The organism is Catenuloplanes japonicus, assembly GCF_000717135.1.
Classification (GTDB): Bacteria; Actinomycetota; Actinomycetes; order Mycobacteriales; family Micromonosporaceae; genus Catenuloplanes; species Catenuloplanes japonicus.
Map to the genome: position 1 here is coordinate 42750 of NZ_JNXY01000049.1, position 15410 is coordinate 58159.

The 15410-nt window shown below is 71.3% G+C and carries 16 protein-coding genes; 8 read left to right on the top strand and 8 right to left on the bottom strand.

Annotated features, from left to right (window positions below; all coding sequences use genetic code 11):
• The first annotated feature begins 135 nt into the window (after positions 1-135).
• The gene (locus OP04_RS45970) at positions 136-816 is read left to right on the top strand and encodes an alpha/beta hydrolase family protein (protein WP_033346374.1); all 681 of its coding nucleotides are present in this window, start codon (positions 136-138) and stop codon (positions 814-816) included.
• 149 nt (positions 817-965) lie between these two features.
• Here OP04_RS45970 and glgA read toward each other — a convergent pair whose 3' ends face one another.
• On the bottom strand, positions 966-2159 hold the full coding sequence (gene glgA / locus OP04_RS45975; RefSeq protein ID WP_033346375.1) for a glycogen synthase: 1194 nt from the start codon (positions 2157-2159) through the stop codon (positions 966-968).
• Positions 2160-2224: 65 nt separating this feature from the next.
• Here glgA and glgC point away from each other — a divergent pair, with 65 nt between their 5' ends.
• Complete coding sequence (glgC, locus tag OP04_RS45980; protein ID WP_033346376.1) at positions 2225-3457, top strand: glucose-1-phosphate adenylyltransferase; 1233 nt, start codon at positions 2225-2227, stop codon at positions 3455-3457.
• 231 nt (positions 3458-3688) lie between these two features.
• On the opposite strand, the gene OP04_RS45985 is transcribed toward glgC, so the two are convergent.
• On the bottom strand, positions 3689-4360 hold the full coding sequence (locus OP04_RS45985) for an alpha/beta fold hydrolase (RefSeq protein WP_033346377.1): 672 nt from the start codon (positions 4358-4360) through the stop codon (positions 3689-3691).
• Positions 4361-4468: 108 nt separating this feature from the next.
• On the opposite strand from OP04_RS45985, the gene OP04_RS45990 reads away from it, so the two are divergent.
• Positions 4469-4816, top strand: coding sequence for a winged helix-turn-helix transcriptional regulator (locus tag OP04_RS45990; RefSeq protein WP_033346378.1), 348 nt, complete (start codon positions 4469-4471; stop codon positions 4814-4816).
• A 417-nt stretch (positions 4817-5233) separates the two neighbouring features.
• Here OP04_RS45990 and OP04_RS50920 read toward each other — a convergent pair whose 3' ends face one another.
• On the bottom strand, positions 5234-6820 hold the full coding sequence (locus OP04_RS50920) for an Hsp70 family protein (protein ID WP_051800090.1): 1587 nt from the start codon (positions 6818-6820) through the stop codon (positions 5234-5236).
• A gap of 10 nt (positions 6821-6830) precedes the next feature.
• Positions 6831-7958 (bottom strand): DUF418 domain-containing protein, encoded by a 1128-nt coding sequence (locus OP04_RS46000; RefSeq protein WP_033346379.1) that lies wholly within the window; start codon positions 7956-7958, stop codon positions 6831-6833.
• Between the two features lie 67 nt (positions 7959-8025).
• On the opposite strand from OP04_RS46000, the gene OP04_RS46005 reads away from it, so the two are divergent.
• Positions 8026-8736, top strand: a complete 711-nt coding sequence (locus OP04_RS46005) for a TetR/AcrR family transcriptional regulator (RefSeq protein WP_033346380.1) — start codon at positions 8026-8028, stop codon at positions 8734-8736.
• A 232-nt stretch (positions 8737-8968) separates the two neighbouring features.
• The gene (locus OP04_RS46010; RefSeq protein WP_033346381.1) at positions 8969-9973 is read left to right on the top strand and encodes a sugar phosphate isomerase/epimerase family protein; all 1005 of its coding nucleotides are present in this window, start codon (positions 8969-8971) and stop codon (positions 9971-9973) included.
• Positions 9974-10225: 252 nt separating this feature from the next.
• On the opposite strand, the gene OP04_RS46015 is transcribed toward OP04_RS46010, so the two are convergent.
• Both OP04_RS46015 and OP04_RS46020 read right to left on the bottom strand, forming a co-directional pair.
• A complete protein-coding gene (locus tag OP04_RS46015; RefSeq protein WP_232324001.1) occupies positions 10226-11710 on the bottom strand; it encodes a M1 family metallopeptidase in 1485 nt (494 codons plus the stop codon).
• Between the two features lie 119 nt (positions 11711-11829).
• The gene (locus tag OP04_RS46020) at positions 11830-12204 is read right to left on the bottom strand and encodes a DoxX family protein (protein ID WP_033346382.1); all 375 of its coding nucleotides are present in this window, start codon (positions 12202-12204) and stop codon (positions 11830-11832) included.
• A gap of 89 nt (positions 12205-12293) precedes the next feature.
• Between OP04_RS46020 and OP04_RS46025 the strand changes: the two genes are divergently transcribed.
• From OP04_RS46025 to OP04_RS56285, 3 genes are read left to right on the top strand one after another with little or no spacing between them, the layout of a single operon-like run.
• Positions 12294-12770, top strand: coding sequence for a MarR family winged helix-turn-helix transcriptional regulator (locus OP04_RS46025; protein ID WP_157241255.1), 477 nt, complete (start codon positions 12294-12296; stop codon positions 12768-12770).
• Between the two features lie 15 nt (positions 12771-12785).
• Entirely contained in the window at positions 12786-13004 is a 219-nt protein-coding gene (locus OP04_RS56280) for a hypothetical protein (protein ID WP_033346383.1), read from the top strand.
• A complete protein-coding gene (locus tag OP04_RS56285) occupies positions 12983-13318 on the top strand; it encodes a dioxygenase family protein (RefSeq protein ID WP_232324004.1) in 336 nt (111 codons plus the stop codon). Before OP04_RS56280 ends, OP04_RS56285 begins: the two co-directional genes overlap by 22 nt.
• On the opposite strand, the gene OP04_RS46040 is transcribed toward OP04_RS56285, so the two are convergent.
• The gene (locus OP04_RS46040; protein WP_051800093.1) at positions 13311-14720 is read right to left on the bottom strand and encodes a HAMP domain-containing sensor histidine kinase; all 1410 of its coding nucleotides are present in this window, start codon (positions 14718-14720) and stop codon (positions 13311-13313) included. The genes OP04_RS56285 and OP04_RS46040 overlap by 8 nt on opposite strands.
• Positions 14717-15403: a response regulator transcription factor gene (locus OP04_RS46045; protein WP_232324002.1), complete on the bottom strand. Its 687-nt coding sequence runs from the start codon at positions 15401-15403 to the stop codon at positions 14717-14719. The genes OP04_RS46040 and OP04_RS46045 overlap by 4 nt, the downstream gene beginning before the upstream one ends.
• Positions 15404-15410 lie beyond the last annotated feature (7 nt).

The following is a 15410-nucleotide window of genomic DNA, read 5'->3' on the forward strand; positions in this document are numbered from 1 at the left end:
GTGATAAGTTCTCGCCGACCGTGAAACCCCCAAGGAGGTGAGACCCATCAACGCTGCACCGACAGCGCGGGACTCCCTCGTGGACAGAGGCTAGGGAGCGCCCGCCCGAGGCACCCCCGAAAGGCCGGCACCCACATGCGTTTCACCTCCACCGACGGCATCACCGAGCAGGAATTCCTCCTCGACGACGTCCCCGCCGTGCTCTGGACCCCGGACGACGGCAAGAAGCTCGCCGACCGCCCCCTCATCGTCAACGCCCACGGCGGCGGCCAGCACAAGAAGGCCCCTTCCATGCTCGCCGCGGCCCGACGCTTCGTCCTCGACGGCGGGTTCGCGGTGCTTGCCATGGACGCCCCGGCCCACAACGGCCGCCCGCGGACCGAGGCGCACGAGCAAGCCATCGCCCGGATCCGCGAGCCCGGTGGCGTCGCGGCGCTGCACAAGCTGCTCTCCGACCAGAGCATCCCCGAGTGGCGCGCGGTCCTGGACGCCCTCGACCCGGGCCCGATCGGCTACTTCGGCCTGTCGATGGGCTCCGGGCTCGGCATTCCGTTCGTCGCGCGGGAACCGAGGGTTCGCGCGGCCGTCCTCGGCCTTCTCGGGCACGAGTCGGCGGATGCGGCGCTCATCTCCGTACCCACGCGGTTTTTGATGCAGTGGGACGACGAGCTGGTGTCGCGGGATGCGGCGCTGGAGCTGTTCGACAGCATCGGCAGCCAGGAGAAGGCGCTGCACGCGAATCCCGGCGGGCACGGTGAGGTGCCGGAGGCCGAGTGGGCGGACGCGGTGCGGTTCTTCACCCGGCACCTGCGGTAGGCGGGTGAGGGGCGGGTGACCGCCCCTCACCACCACCGTCAGAACGTCCAGACCGCCCGCGGCCCGGGTCCGACCTCCAGCGTCGACGTGCCGCGCGACGGGACGGTTCAGGACGAACTCGACACGGCGCGGGCCGGCGTCGGCACGAGTCAGAGAACCGAGCGGTATACCTCCATCGTGGCCTCCGCGATCGCCGGCCAGGAGAAGTGGTCGACGGCCCGTTGCCGGCCGGCCAGGCCCATCTGGCGGGCCCGGTCCGGGTCCGTGATCAGCGAGTTGATCGCGTTTGCCAGGTCGGTCACGAAGCGCGTCGGGTCGACGGGGGTGCCGCTGCCGTCGGAGACCTGGTCGATCGGGACCAGCAGGCCGGTCACGCCGTCGGAGACGACCTCGGGAATGCCGCCGGTGGCGGTGGCGACGACCGCGGTCTCGCACGCCATCGCCTCAAGGTTGACGATGCCCATCGGCTCGTAGACGGACGGGCAGACGAACACCGTGCTGTGCGTGAGGATCTGGATGACCTCCGGCTTGGTGACCATCTCCGGGATCCAGACCACGTTGTCCCGGGTGGCGCGCAGCTCGTCGACCAGGCCGGCGACCTCGGCGGCGATCTCGGGCGTGTCGGGCGCGCCGGCCAGGAACACCAGTTGTGCGGACGGGTCGACCTGCCGGGCGGCGCGCAGCAGGTAGGGCAGGCCCTTCTGCCGGGTGATCCGGCCGACGAACGTCAGCGTCGGGACGCCGGTGGCGATGCCGAGGCGTTCGAGCACCTCCGTGGCGGGATCCGGCGCGTACTGCACCGTGTCGATGCCGTTGTGCACCACCCGCACCCTGTCGGGCGATACGCCGGGATAGGCCGCCAGGACGTCGCGTTTCATGCCCTCGGAGACCGCGATGACCGCGTCGGCGGCCTCCAGCGACGTCTTCTCCGCCCACGACGACAGCGCGTAGCCGCCGCCGAGCTGCTCCGCCTTCCACGGGCGCAGCGGTTCGAGGCTGTGCGTCGTCACCACGTGCGGGACGCCGTGCAGCAGTTTGGCCAGGTGACCGGCGAGGTTGGCGTACCACGTGTGGCTGTGCACCACGTCCGTGCCGGCCACGCCGGCGGCCATGGCCAGATCCACCCCGAGCACCTGCAATGCCGGATTTGCGTCCTTTAGTTCGCTAATATCGGCATACGCCGTAGCGTCGAGACGAGGAGCGCCGAAACAGTGCACATTGACCGACGTCAGCGCGCGAAGCGCCGCCGCCAGGTACTCCACGTGCACGCCGGCGCCGCCGTAGACGGATGGCGGGTACTCCCGCGAGAGAAGGTCGACTCTAAACCTGTCAGTGCCCACCATCGCACCCTAAACAAAGATTCGCTTCCCGGCTGGCGGAGCGTCGCGCGCCTGGTTAACGTCCTTTCATGACGCCCAAAGTTCTTGCCATCGTCCTGGCCGGAGGTGAGGGCAAGCGGCTCATGCCGCTCACCGCCGACCGTGCCAAACCCGGCGTGCCCTTCGGGGGCATCTACCGACTCATCGACTTCGTCCTGTCGAACCTGGCGAACGCCGGCTTCCTCAAGATCGTCGTGCTGACCCAGTACAAGTCGCACTCGCTGGACCGGCACATCACCCAGACCTGGCGGATGTCGAATCTGCTGGGCAACTACGTCACGCCCGTCCCGGCCCAGCAGCGGCTCGGCCCCCGCTGGTTCGCCGGCTCCGCGGACGCGATCTACCAGAGCCTCAACCTGATCAACGACGAGGATCCGGACTACGTCATCGTCTTCGGCGCGGACCACATCTACCGGATGGACCCGCTGCAGATGCTGCAGGACCACATCGACTCCGGCGCGGACGTCACGGTGGCCGGCATCCGCCAGCCGCTGTCGATGGCGGACCAGTTCGGCGTGATCGAGGTCGACGAGAGCGGCCGCCGGATCTCCGCGTTCCGGGAGAAGCCGTCGGACGCGATCGGCCTGCCGGACGCGCCGGACGAGATCTACGCCTCGATGGGCAACTACGTGTTCACCACGAAGGCGCTGATCGAGTCCGTGACCAGCGACGGCCTGGACCTGTCCAGCAAGCACGACATGGGTGGCAACATCATCCCGAGCTTCGTGTCCCGCGGTACCGCGAACGTATACGACTTCCGGGACAACGTGATCCCGGGCAGCACGGAACGGGACCGGGCCTACTGGCGGGACGTGGGGACGCTCGACTCGTACTACGAGGCGAACATGGATCTGATCGCGATCCACCCCATCTTCAACCTCTACAACATGCAGTGGCCGATCCTGACCGACCATGCGCCGTACCCTCCGGCGAAGTTCGTGCACGGCTGGGAGGAGCGCGTGGGCCGCGCGGTCGGCTCGATGATCTCCCCCGGTGTGGTGGTCTCCGGCTCGATGGTGGAGAACTCGATCCTCTCCCCCGGCGTCCGCGTCCACTCCTGGGCGAACGTGAGCGGTTCCGTCCTGCTCGACGGCGTGGACGTCGGCCGGCACGCGGTGATCCGCAACGCCATCATCGACAAGAACGTCCGGATTCCGGAGGGGGCCGAGATCGGCGTCGACCTCGAGCGCGATCGGCAGCGCTTCACGGTGTCCGACAACGGCATCGTCGTGATCGGCAAGAACCAGAGAATCGAAAGATAAAAGCAGCTCAGGGGGTACGCGCCGGCGCGCGCACCCCCTGAGAACGCTTCGCGGCCCGCCGGCCGGACGGCTCGGTGGCGCCGGCCCGGCGGCCGGTCCCGTCCCGCGCCCGGCCGCCGGGCCGGTCGCGGGCGAAAACCCGGGGATCTTCCGGACGCGGCCCCACTCGCCTCCGCGGCCCACCGGTCGCGCGCCCGCCCGCCCGGCAGTGCCTCTCACCGGGCCGGCTCGTCAGCCCAGCTTCAGCAACAGGTCCGCCAGCGCGCCGGGCACCGTGACCATGCAGTCGTGGCCGGACGCCAGCGTCCACACCTCGCCGTCGACCGGGCGCCTGGTCACGTCCCGCGACTCGCCCACGCAGTGGATGTGGGTCCGCGGCACCGCCGCCACGGCCGGCCCGGCCATCCGCACCGGCTGCCGGTAGCAGAGCGCCGGCTCGTCCGTCAGCATCCCGCTCACCCAGGCCACGTCCTCCGGCGCGGTCACGCCGAGGAACTCCAGCGGGAACGGCGGCACCCGCCACGACCCGGACGCCTCGATCATGCCGGCGATCTCCGGCATCACGTCGACCGCGGTCTCGCCGTCGACCGGCACCATCGCGTCCAGGTAGACGAGCCGCCCGATCCGCTCCGGGACCGCGCCGGCCGCGCCGGAGATCACCATGCCGGCGTAGCTGTGCCCGACCAGGATCACGTCGTGCAGATCCTCCGCGCGCAGCAGCGTGACAATGTCACCGACGTAGGTCTCCAGCCCCACCTCCGGTGTCATCCGGTCCCGCGTCGGGCCGTGCCCGGTCAGCGACGGCGCGAACACCCGGTGCCCCGCCGCGGTCAGCAGCGGCGTCACCCGGTCCCACACCTCGCCGCTGTGCCACGCGCCGTGGACAAGCACATATGTCGCCATTGCCGGTACCGCCTCTTTCCGCGATTACGATTGCCCCTCGATCCTGTCCCGTCGGCCAAAACGCCACAATCAGGCACTTTCGGGTGCCCCGGTTCTCTGGAGGTAACCATGACCGCAGGCGGTCCCTGCACCGCGCCGCTGATCGCGGACAAGTGGTCGCTGCCGGTCATCGGCCGGCTCGCCGACGGGCCGCGCCGGTTCACCGAGCTCAAGCGCGCCCTGCCCGGCATCAGCCAGCGCGTGCTCACGGCCACGCTGCGCACGCTGGAGCGCGACGGGTTCGTGAACCGGACGGTCTACGCCGTGATGCCGCCGAACGTCACGTACCGCCTGACGCCGCTGGGCGAGAGCATCCTGGGCGCGGCCGCGCCGATGCGCGCGTGGAAGAACACACACCTGCCGGAGGTGGAGCGGGCCCGGCTCGACTACGACGCCCGCGCCACGCCGGACAACTGAGCCACTAATCAATATTGGGTGACCGGGTGCGCACGACCCGGACACGTCCAAGGCGCCGGCCCGCGGCGAGTTCTCGCACTGGCTCACCGAAGCGTTCCACGACTCCGGCGCAGTGACGGCCGGGCCGTTCCGGCACCGGAGGCCCGCGCCCGCCTCGCACGGCTGCTCACGTCCGAGTTCGCGGCCGCGAACTTCGCCGATCTGATGTCCGGCCCGGCGTGAAGGACAGGATCAAGATCAAGGGCCGGCGGGGGTACGGAAGAACTGCATCTCTCACCCATGATCCGGCGGGAAGGCCGCCTGCGGCCGTGCGTGGGGGTTTGTGGTGACCGGCCACGGATCCGAGGCCGCGGGAGCTCGCGGACGGTGACCGCGCCGGAAGCGGGACATCTGCCTTCGGATCGTGATTGTGGCCGGTCACGTCGTGGTGCGGGACAGTTCGACGTCGTAGAAGCTGGCGTGCAGCGCGAGCGTCGTGCCGGTGCAGGTGTACTCGACGGGCTCGGTGTTGCCGGTCATGGTCGTGGAGTTGTTGACCTGGCCGTTGCGGGACAGCACCGAGGTGCCCTTGGCGGTCAGCCCGGAGACGACGATCTTGCCGTCCTTGGTCTGGTAGCGACCACTGATCGTGCCCTTGAAGACGTTCTCCCAGCGGCCGTCCGTGATCGACGCTCCCATCGGCGCGCCGGAGTAGACGATCTCGTAGGTGCCGTCCGGCCGGTAGGTGATCGTGCCGGTGTCGTAGCCGGTCAGGCGCGTGCGGCTGTCGTAGATGTTGGCGTCGATGCCGTACTGCTCCTGCTTCCACAGGCCGACCAGGCACGGGTCCAGGCCGGGGCCGATCGACGGGGTGGGCGAGACGCTGGGTGCGGCGGCGCTGGGCGAGGCCGGTGGTGAGGAGGGGGCCGGGCCGCTGCCCTGAGGTGTGTCGCGGTTGCCGGCCCAGACGGCGAGCGTGGTGGCCAGGAGCAGCGCGGCGGTGGTGCCCGCGATGACGGGCACCCGTCGCCGCGTCCTCGCGGGTGTGGCGATGCGTGGGATGTCGGCTGGTGCGGCCACGGGGTCGGTCGGCGGCATCGTGTAGAGCGCGCCCTCCGCGACGACCAGCTCCGGCTGGTCGAGCAGTGTGGGGCGGACGCCGAGCGCTTGGTGCAGCAGTGATGCGGCCAGCGGCATGCGACTGGCGCCGCCGACCAGGAACACGCCGGTGGGTGTGTCGCCGCCGGCGTGCGCCAGGACCCGGCGGGTGGCCTCGATCGTCCGGTCCAGGATCGGGCGCGCCACCGCCTCCAGCTCTTCGCGGCCGAACGGCGCCTCAGCGTCGAAGACCGGCACGTGCAGCACGGTAGAGGTGGTCCGGGACAGGATCTCCTTGCCGGTACGGACGCCGTCCCACAGGATGCGGCGGGCGCGCTGGTCCGGGCGGGTCGTGGGTGCGGCGAGCCGCTGCCAGATCGCCGGGTCCTGCGCCTCGAAGGCGCGGCCGAGCAGGTCCACGATGGCGGCGTCGACGTCGAGGCCGCCGGTGTCGTCCAGTCCCTCGGTGGCGACGACCTCCAGGCCCGTGCCGCCGGCGCGGACCACGGAGACGTCGAAGGTGCCGGCGCCGAAGTCGTAGACCACGACGTGACCGCCGGGCGGGATGCGGGTGCCGGCGCGTTCGACCACGTAGCTCGCGGCGGCGACCGGTTCGGACACCAGGGTCACGTCCGGGAAGACGGTCCGCGCGGCCTCTTCGAGGCGTTGCCGCCGGGGTGCGGCCCAGGCGGCCGGATGGGTCAGCGTCACGCCGCCGACGGGTCCGCCGCCGACCTGCCGGGCTTCCTCCGCGACGCGCCCGAGCACGGCCGCGATCACGTCCGCGGTGGCCGGCTCGGCGGCGCCGAGCAGCATGGACTCCTCGTCGATGTGCCGCTTCGGGCTCGGTTCGAACCCGGCAGGGTCGGTCTGCGCGGCGTGCCACGCGTCCCGCCCGACGACCAGCCGGCCGGCCGGCCAGGACATCGACAGGTGGTCAGGCGGCGCCCGCCAGGGCCGGGCGCCGGGCGTTGGTCAGCCAGCGCAGGATCCACTCCGCCGGCCCGTAGCGGAAGTGGTGCAGCCACAGCGCGCTCGCCGCGCTCTGACCCGCGAAGACCACCGCGACCAGCAGCATCAGCGCTCCCGGCGAGAACGTGCCCGCCAGGCCGAGGCCGACGCCGGTGAAGACGAGCAGCCCCACGACGGACTGGCCGAGGTAGTTGGTCAGCGCCATCCGGCCGGCGGGGGCCAGCACCTGCCGGACCGCGCCCCACCGGCGGATGATCCGCAGGAGGGTGGCGACGTAGGCCGCGGTCAGCAGCGGCGCGGTGGCGACGCTGGCGGCCGCGGCCAGGCCGGAACCGTTGCCGCCGCCGAGCGCGTAGATCAGGCCGCCGGCCAGCCCGGCCGGGAATCCGATCCACTGGATGCGGCGCAGCACCGGCTCGTCGCCGCGGACGCGGGACAGCAGCCCGCGGCGCCCGGCGACCATGCCGAGCAGGAACATGGCGAGCGCGGTCGGCCCCTGCACGGACGCGGCGTTGAGCAGGAGGAGCCACAGGCCGCCGATGTTGTGCGCGATGTGGGCGCCCCAGCCGCCGGTGGCCATCCGCGCGGTCTCGGCGGTCGCGACGGCCGGGTCGGGCAGCCAGGCGGACGCGTCGACGAGCAGCCCGCTGATCACCATGCTGAGCAGCACGAACGCGTAGATGCCGGCAGCCACCCTGATCGCGGTCACGTCCCGGACGCGGCGCATCAAGAGCAAGATCAAACACGCGATGGCGTACGTCGTGAGCACGTCCCCGCCGTACAGGAAGACCGTGTGCAGCGCGCCGATGACGAACAGCCCGGCGATGCGGCGCAGCATCCGGGCGGTGAAGCCGTCGCCGGCGCGCATCTGCAGCGTGAAGCTGTAGCCGAACAGGAACGAGAACAGCACGTAGAACTTCATGTCGACCAGCACCGACGACAGCAGGCGCACGGCCTCGTCGAGCGCGGAGCCGAAGCGCGGGTCGACCGTGAGGTTGCCGGGGTAGGCCGAGGCCATGAACGTCACGTTCACCACGAAGATCCCGAGCAGCGCGAACCCGCGCACCGCATCGACGTTGATCGAGCGTTCCATGACCCTCTCCTTCTGCGTACAAGCTACACCGTACGGCATACGCAGTAAGAATCTCTAGACTGACCGGATGGATGCGACGGTCGCCCGGATGTGGGGGCGGGACACCAGCTCGCGGCACGGGCCGCGGCCGAGCCTGGACGTGCCCGGCATCGTGGCCGCGGCGATCGCGATCGCGGACGCGGACGGGCTGGCCGGCGTGCGGATGAGCAGCGTGGCGAGCGCGCTCGGGGTCGCGCCGATGTCGCTGTACCGGTACGTCGGGAACAAGGACGAGCTGCTGATCCTGATGGCGGACGCGGCAGTGCCGGACCCGCCCGTGTTCGAGGGCGGCTGGCGCGACTACCTGACGGTCTGGACGCGGGCGAACCGGGACTTCCTGATCGCGCGCCCGTGGCAGCTGGAGCTCACCCGGCGCACGCCGCCGACCGGGCCGCGCACGCTGCTCTGGCTCGACCGCGCGCTGGCGGCGCTGGCCGGCACCGGGCTGCCCGCGCAGGCCGGGATCGCGATCGCGACGACGCTGACCGGGTACGCCGCCCAGCAGGCCTCGCTCGCCGCCGCGCTGGCCCCGCAGGAGGGGCTGGAAGGACCGGCCGACTACGGCGCGATGCTCGGCCAGGTGCTCGACCCGGCGATCTACCCGGCGCTGTCGGCCGCGGTGGCCGGCGGCGCGTTCGGCGCGCACCCGGACTGGATCGACGACGCCGACTTCCTCCTCGGCCTGGACCTGATCCTGCGCGGCGTCGAGTCGATCGCGAAGGAGTTCACGGCGGGCTGATCATGGCCTAAGGTGAGGAGCGGATCCGCGGGCTGTCCCGCGGGCCGACGGCTCGGGCGGGAGGCGCAACCCGCCCGGGGTGCACGATCCCGTCGGCCCTCACCGGGCGTGCCCTGCCGGGTCCTGGTTCGGCCCTCCCTCGCGCCGACCGGCTGGTGAAGACGCCGCACGCGCGTCTGTGCCGCCGCATGGCCCCACCACAGGCACCGCGCGCATCGAGGGAGAAGATCACATGGCGCGACCGATCACGCTGTTCACCGGTCAGTGGGCGGACCTGCCGTTCGAGGAGGTGTGCCGGCTCGCCTCCGAGTGGGGCTACGACGGGCTGGAGATCGCCTGCTGGGGCGACCACTTCGAGGTGGACAAGGCGCTGTCCGACGAGTCGTACGTGGACCGCAAGCGCGAACAGCTCGCCAAGCACAACCTGCAGGTCTTCGCGATCTCCAACCACCTGGTCGGCCAGGCCGTCTGCGACCACCCGATCGACGAGCGGCACCAGGACATCGTGCCGGCCCGGATCTGGGGCGACGGCGAACCGGAGGGGGTACGGCAGCGGGCCGCCGCCGAGATCGCCGACACCGCCCGCGCGGCCGCGAAGCTCGGCGTGAACACGGTCGTCGGGTTCACCGGCTCGTCCATCTGGCACACGCTGGCCATGTTCCCGCCGGTCCCGGCCTCGATGATCGAGCGCGGCTACCAGGACTTCGCGGACCGGTGGAACCCGATCCTGGACGTGTTCGACGAGGTCGGCGTGCGGTTCGCGCACGAGGTGCACCCGTCGGAGATCGCCTACGACTACTGGACCACGAAGCGGGCGCTGGAAGCGGTCGACCACCGGCCCGCGTTCGGCCTGAACTGGGACCCGTCGCACTTCGTGTGGCAGGAGCTCGACCCGGTGAACTTCATCCTCGACTTCGCCGACCGGATCTACCACGTCGACTGCAAGGACGCGAAGGTCCGCACCGGCGACGGCCGCCGCGGCCGGCTCGCCTCGCACCTGCCGTGGGCGGACCTGCGGCGCGGCTGGGACTTCGTCTCGACCGGGCACGGCGACGTGCCGTGGGAGGACTGCTTCCGCGCGCTGAACGCGATCGGCTACAACGGGCCGCTGTCCATCGAGTGGGAGGACGCCGGCATGGACCGCCTGGTCGGCGCGCCCGAGGCGCTGCACTTCGTGCGGAACCTGGCGTTCGACGCGCCGGACGCGGCGTTCGACGCGGCGTTCTCCTCCCGCTGAGAACCTCCCGGGGCGGCACAGCCCGCGCGTCGCGCTCCACGGGCGAACACCCTGGGCGCGACGCGACCCGTCCATCGTGCTCGACGGGCGGGCACCTCGTGCGCGACGAGAACCGCCTGTCTCGCTCCACGGGCGGACGCCCCTGAGCGCGGCACACGGCCTGCTCGTCGCGCTGACGGGCCGTACCCTCTGATGCTCTGAAAAACCACGCACGGGCCGGGCTCCGATCGGCGGAACCCGGCCCGCGGTGAATCAGCGGCGCAGCTCCGGCGCAGCCGGGGCTGCGGAATCCGCCGAAGCGCGAGCCGGAGAAGCCACCTCCGGCCGGCCCGGCGTGAACAGCCACGTGTCGAACAGGTCGTCGAGCTGCTGACGCGACACCCGCTCCGCGAACGCGATGAACTCCGGCGTGGTCACGTTGTCGCCCTTGCGGGTCTGGGCCCAGCCGCGGACGATCCGGAAGAACGCGTCGTCGCCGACCCGGTTGCGCAGCACCTGCAGCGTCATGGCGCCGCGCAGGTAGACCGGGTAGTCGAACAGGTTGACCGGCCCCGGGTCGCCGATCTTGAGCTGCCAGAACGGGTGGTCGGCCGGGAAGTCCGCATAGCTGGCGTCGAAGATCTGCTGCGGCGTGCCCTGGCCCTCGTGCTCGGTCCACAGCCACTCCGCGTAGGTGGCGAAGCCCTCGTTGAGCCAGATGTCCTGCCAGCGGCCGACCGCGAGACTGTCGCCGTACCACTGGTGGGCCAGCTCGTGCACGACCACGCCGGCGCCGTTGTCCGCGCTGGTGAAGAAGTACTTCGAGTAGATCGGCCGGGTCTGCGTCTCCAGCGCGAAGCCGAGCCCCTCCATGTCGTCGACGATGCCGCCGGACGTGCGGAACGGGTACGGCCCGAAGACGTCCGCCAGGAAGCCGTTGATCTCCGGGTGCCGGTCGAACGCGCTCTTGATGAACGGCCCGTAGCTGGAACCGGGCAGGTCCGGGTCGACCGCGTCCCAGTAGCGGATGCCGCCGGACCTGTAGGACGTGATGTCGAACTGGCCGACGTTGACCGTGACCAGGTAGGACGCCATCGGCTCGGGCGCGTCCCACGTCCAGGTGGTGAGGCCGCGGCGGGTCTTCGTGCCGGTCAGCGCGCCGTTGGAGACCACCTCGAGGCCCTCGGGCACGGTCGTCCTGATCGTGTACGATGCCTTGTCCTTCGGGTGATCGTTCACCGGGTACCACGTGGCGGCCACGTCCGGCTGGCCGGCCATGATCATGCCGTCGTCGGTGTGGAAGATGCCGGTCAGACCCAGGTTCGGGTCGTCGATCGTCTGCGGGACGCCGTCGTAGCGCACCACCACCGTGAACCCGCGGCCCTTGCGCAGGCCGTGCCGGGGCGTGACGGTCAGCTCGCCGCCGTTGCGCGTGTAGGCCGCCGCCTTGCCGTCCACGGTCAGCGACCGGATGGTCAGGCCCTCGAAGTCGAGGTTGAACGCGGACAGGTTCTGCGTGGCGCGCGCGCTGATCGTGGCGACGCCGGTCAGCACGTCGGTCGCGGGCGTGTAGCCGATGTCCAGGTCGTAGTGCCGGACGTCGTAACCGCCGTTGCCGTCCAGCGGGTAGTAGGCGTCGCCGATGCCGGGCGCGCCGGGCGAGAACCCGCCGCCGCCGTGTGCCTGCGCGCCCTGCGCGGTGCTGAGCAGCATCGCGAGGATCGAGGTGAGAACCACAGTCGTTCGTCTCAGCATCATGCCCCCATGGGTGTCGGTGACCACAGGGGACGCTAGAACAGAATCGGCATCGGCGCATGCCCATTCACCGATCGAGGTGCCGCAACCGGCGTAATCGGTCACGGCACCCGATCAAGGGGTCAGAACGCGTGCGGCCCGAACCGCCCCCACGCCACGATCGCGGCCAGGATCGCCAGCACCACGTTCGGCGCGAGCATCGGGAACTCCTTGCGCACCACGTGCACGATCATCGCGCCGATCATCAGCAGCACCAGGCCGGTCGCGGCCAGCGGTGTCAGGATCGTCGCGATGCCCACCAGCGGCGGCACGATCAGGCCGATCGCGGCCGCCAGCTCCGCCGCGCCGATCGCCTTCTCCGCACCGGCCGGGGCGTGCTCGGCCCAGGCCTGGCCGGAGGCGACCAGCTTCGCCCGCGGCTGGGTGAGCTTCATGATGCCGGAGAAGCCGAACGCGACCGCGAGCAGCCCGGCGATGACCCACAGAACGATGTTCATGATTCCTCAACGTCTCCAATGACTTAAACAGTTAAGCGAACCGTAGTCGCGATGAGTTAAGCGTGCAAGTCATCGCTATACTCGGCGACGTGACGGACGAACCCCGCTGGCTGAGCGCCGACGAGCAGAAGGCCTGGAAGGCGCTGGTCGCCACGCTGGTCCGCCTGCCCGCCGCGCTCGACGCCCAGATGCAGCGCGACGCCGGGATCAGCCATTTCGAGTACGTCATCATGGCCGCGCTCTCCGACGCCCCCGACCGGCAGCTGCGGATGAGCCTGCTGGCCCGGATGTCCGAGGGCTCGCTCCCGCGCCTGTCCCAGGCGATCGGCCGGCTGGAGAAACGCGGCTGGGTCCGCCGCGCCCCCGACCCCGGCGACGGCCGCTACACGCTCGCGATCCTCACCGGCGACGGCATGGACAAGGTCGTCGCGTCCGCGCCCGGCCACGTCGAGGAGGTCCGCCGCCTCGTCTTCGACCCCCTGACCAAGACCCAGCCCAAGCAGCTGCACGACATCTGCGGCCGGATCATGCGCACCGTCGACCCCGACGGCCCCTTCAACCTCTGAGAGACGAGCACCACCATGTCCGGACTACCCGCCGCCGCGTACGACGCGTTCCTGCCGCAGGCCATCACGCGTGCCCGTGCACAGCGCGACTGGACCCCCGCGGACGGCCCGCTGCCCGCGCTCTACCTCAGCCACAGCGCCCCGCCGCTCTTCGACGACGGACCCTGGATGCGGGCGCCCGCCTGCTCGCACTCGGCGCCCGCCTCCGCGAACTGCGCGCCGAGGGCACGCTGATCATCGGCTCCGGCTTCATGACCCACGGCATGCGCTCGGTCACCCGCGACATGGTGCTGCACAACCGCCCACCGGCCTGGTCCTCCGAGTTCGACGCCTGGGTCTCCGAGGCCCTGGCCCGCGGCGACGTCGACGAACTCGCCGCCTGGCACGACCGCGCGCCCGGCATGCCGTTCGCCCACCCCACCCCGGACCACTTCACGCCGCTGTTCATCACGCTCGGCGCCGCCGACGCGGCCGACCGCACCGTCCGCACCACCATCGACGGCTTCATGATGGGTTTCTCCCGCCGCTCCTTCCAGACCCTCACGTGACCGGCGGGGAAGCGGCCGGAAGGTCGACCCGGAGCAGCGCGCCACCGCGGGTGGAGCGTGCGACGGTGGCCCGGCCGCCGTGGGCGTCGACGACCCGCCGCACGATCGACAGCCCGAGGCCGGATCCCGGCAGTGACCGGGCGCTGTCGGCACGGTAGAACCGGTCGAACACCCGCGGCGCGTCGGCGGCGTCGATGCCTGGTCCGGCGTCGTCGACCTCGAGCACGGCCGACGCGTCGTCGGCACGGAGCCGGACCTGGACCGGCTGGTCCGCGGGGGACCACTTGCCGGCGTTGTCGATGAGGTTGAGCACCGCCCGCTGCAGCGCGGCGGGCCGCCCGCTCACCCACACGGAGCCCACGTCGAGCGCGACCTCGATGTCGGGCATGCGCGAACGCGCCCGGGTCGCGGCGGCCACCACCACGTCGGCGAAGTCGATCAGCTCGGTGCTCTCGTCGCTGACGTCACCGCGTGCCACCTCGGTCAGTTCGGCGGCGAGCGTGCTCAACTCGGCCACCTGGGCGCCGAGATCGTTGAGCAGCCGGGTCCGGCTCTCCGCCGGCAGCGCACTGTCCAGGGTGCCGCGCCGATCGAGCCGGATCAGCAGCTCGATGTTGAGGCGCAGGCTGGTGAGCGGGGTCTTGAGCTCGTGGGAGGCGTCCTCGGCGAGCAGTCGCTGAGCCTGCCGGGATTCCCGCAGCGCGGCGAGCATGTCGTTGATCGACTGGATCAGCCGCCGGATCTCCCCACCGCCCTCGTCCGGGATGCCGGCGTCGAGATCCCGGGTGTCCGCGATACGCACCGCGGCGGCGGCCAGCCGGTCGATCGGTGCCAGCGCGGCCCGCGCGACGCCCCGCCCGATCAGGGCGCCGCCGGCCACGCAGAACAGCCCGATCAACAGCATGCCGAACCCGAACTCGTTGATCGGGCTGTCGTCGGCGAGGTCGGCCACCTGGACCGCGCCGTCGCCGGCCCGCAGCGTGTAGACGCGGTAGCCGTCGTTCCAGTCGGTCGACTCCAGCAGGTCGGTCGACGCGCCCTTCGCGACGCGCCCGGCGTCCTCGCTGACCGGGGGCAGCTCGGGCTGGCCGGCCGGCGTCCGGGTCGCGCCGCCGGGCAGGATGACCCGCACCAGCCGGCCGGATCCCGGGTACGGCGGCAGCTGGACCTGCGCCAGGCCGGCGCGCTCCGCGCCGGCCGCCAGGACGCGGGCGTCGGCGTGCAGCTGATCCTCGGCGGTGTCCAGCAGCTTGTGGTCCATCAGCTCGCTGGCCACCTGGAAGGACACGAACACGCTGACCGCGATGGCGGTCGCCGCGATCACCGTCATCCTGGTCCGCAGCGACCGCCCGCGCCACCACCGGGTCAGCCGGCGCGGCTCCCGGACCTCGGATCTGCTCACGGAGGCGTCTCCCGCAACGTGTATCCCAGTCCGCGAAGCGTGTAGATCAATCGCGGCTCGCCCTCGGCCTCCATCTTGCGGCGCAGGTAGCTCACGTACACCTGAAGGTTGTTGGCGGTGGTGCTCATGTCGAAGCCCCAGATCGCCTCGAACAGCGCGTCGCGGGTCAGGACCCGGGTCGCGTTGCGCACGAGGACCTGCAGGAGGGAGAACTCGGTCCGGGTCAGGTGCAGTGGCCGACGGCCACGCCACGCCTCGAACCGGTCGGGATCGATCCGCACGTCGGCGAACGACAGGATCTGTGACTCCCCGTCGCCGGCCGGCGTGCGCCGGCGCAGCAGGGCCCGCACCCGGGCCAGCAACTCCTCGGTGGCGAACGGCTTGGGCAGATAGTCGTCGGCGCCCGCGTCCAGCCCGGCGACCCGGTCGGAGACCTGATCCCGGGCGGTCAGCATCAGCACCGGCAGATCCCGTCCTGCCGCCCGCAAACGGCGGCAGGTCTCCAACCCGCCGAGGCGGGGCATCATCACGTCGAGGATCAGCAGGTCCAGCGCGTCGCCGCCGGCCCCGCCGACGCCGTCGAGCACGGCGAGCCCGTTGGCGACGGTGCTGGTCTCGTAACCCTCGACCTGGAGGACCCGCTCCAGCGACTCACGGATCGCCGCCTCGTCATCCGCGATCATGATCCGC

Coding starts and splice junctions, on each gene's coding strand:
- OP04_RS56280 (WP_033346383.1), top strand. CDS start 12,786: ATGTCCGGACTACCCGCCGCCGCGTACGACGCGTTCCTGCCGCAGGCC.
- OP04_RS46015 (WP_232324001.1), bottom strand. CDS start 11,710: ATGATGCTGAGACGAACGACTGTGGTTCTCACCTCGATCCTCGCGATG.
- OP04_RS46045 (WP_232324002.1), bottom strand. CDS start 15,403: ATGATCGCGGATGACGAGGCGGCGATCCGTGAGTCGCTGGAGCGGGTC.
- glgA (WP_033346375.1), bottom strand. CDS start 2,159: ATGGTGGGCACTGACAGGTTTAGAGTCGACCTTCTCTCGCGGGAGTAC.
- OP04_RS50920 (WP_051800090.1), bottom strand. CDS start 6,820: ATGTCCTGGCCGGCCGGCCGGCTGGTCGTCGGGCGGGACGCGTGGCAC.
- OP04_RS45970 (WP_033346374.1), top strand. CDS start 136: ATGCGTTTCACCTCCACCGACGGCATCACCGAGCAGGAATTCCTCCTC.
- OP04_RS45990 (WP_033346378.1), top strand. CDS start 4,469: ATGACCGCAGGCGGTCCCTGCACCGCGCCGCTGATCGCGGACAAGTGG.
- OP04_RS46000 (WP_033346379.1), bottom strand. CDS start 7,958: ATGGAACGCTCGATCAACGTCGATGCGGTGCGCGGGTTCGCGCTGCTC.
- OP04_RS45985 (WP_033346377.1), bottom strand. CDS start 4,360: ATGGCGACATATGTGCTTGTCCACGGCGCGTGGCACAGCGGCGAGGTG.
- OP04_RS46020 (WP_033346382.1), bottom strand. CDS start 12,204: ATGAACATCGTTCTGTGGGTCATCGCCGGGCTGCTCGCGGTCGCGTTC.
- OP04_RS46010 (WP_033346381.1), top strand. CDS start 8,969: ATGGCGCGACCGATCACGCTGTTCACCGGTCAGTGGGCGGACCTGCCG.
- glgC (WP_033346376.1), top strand. CDS start 2,225: ATGACGCCCAAAGTTCTTGCCATCGTCCTGGCCGGAGGTGAGGGCAAG.
- OP04_RS46005 (WP_033346380.1), top strand. CDS start 8,026: ATGGATGCGACGGTCGCCCGGATGTGGGGGCGGGACACCAGCTCGCGG.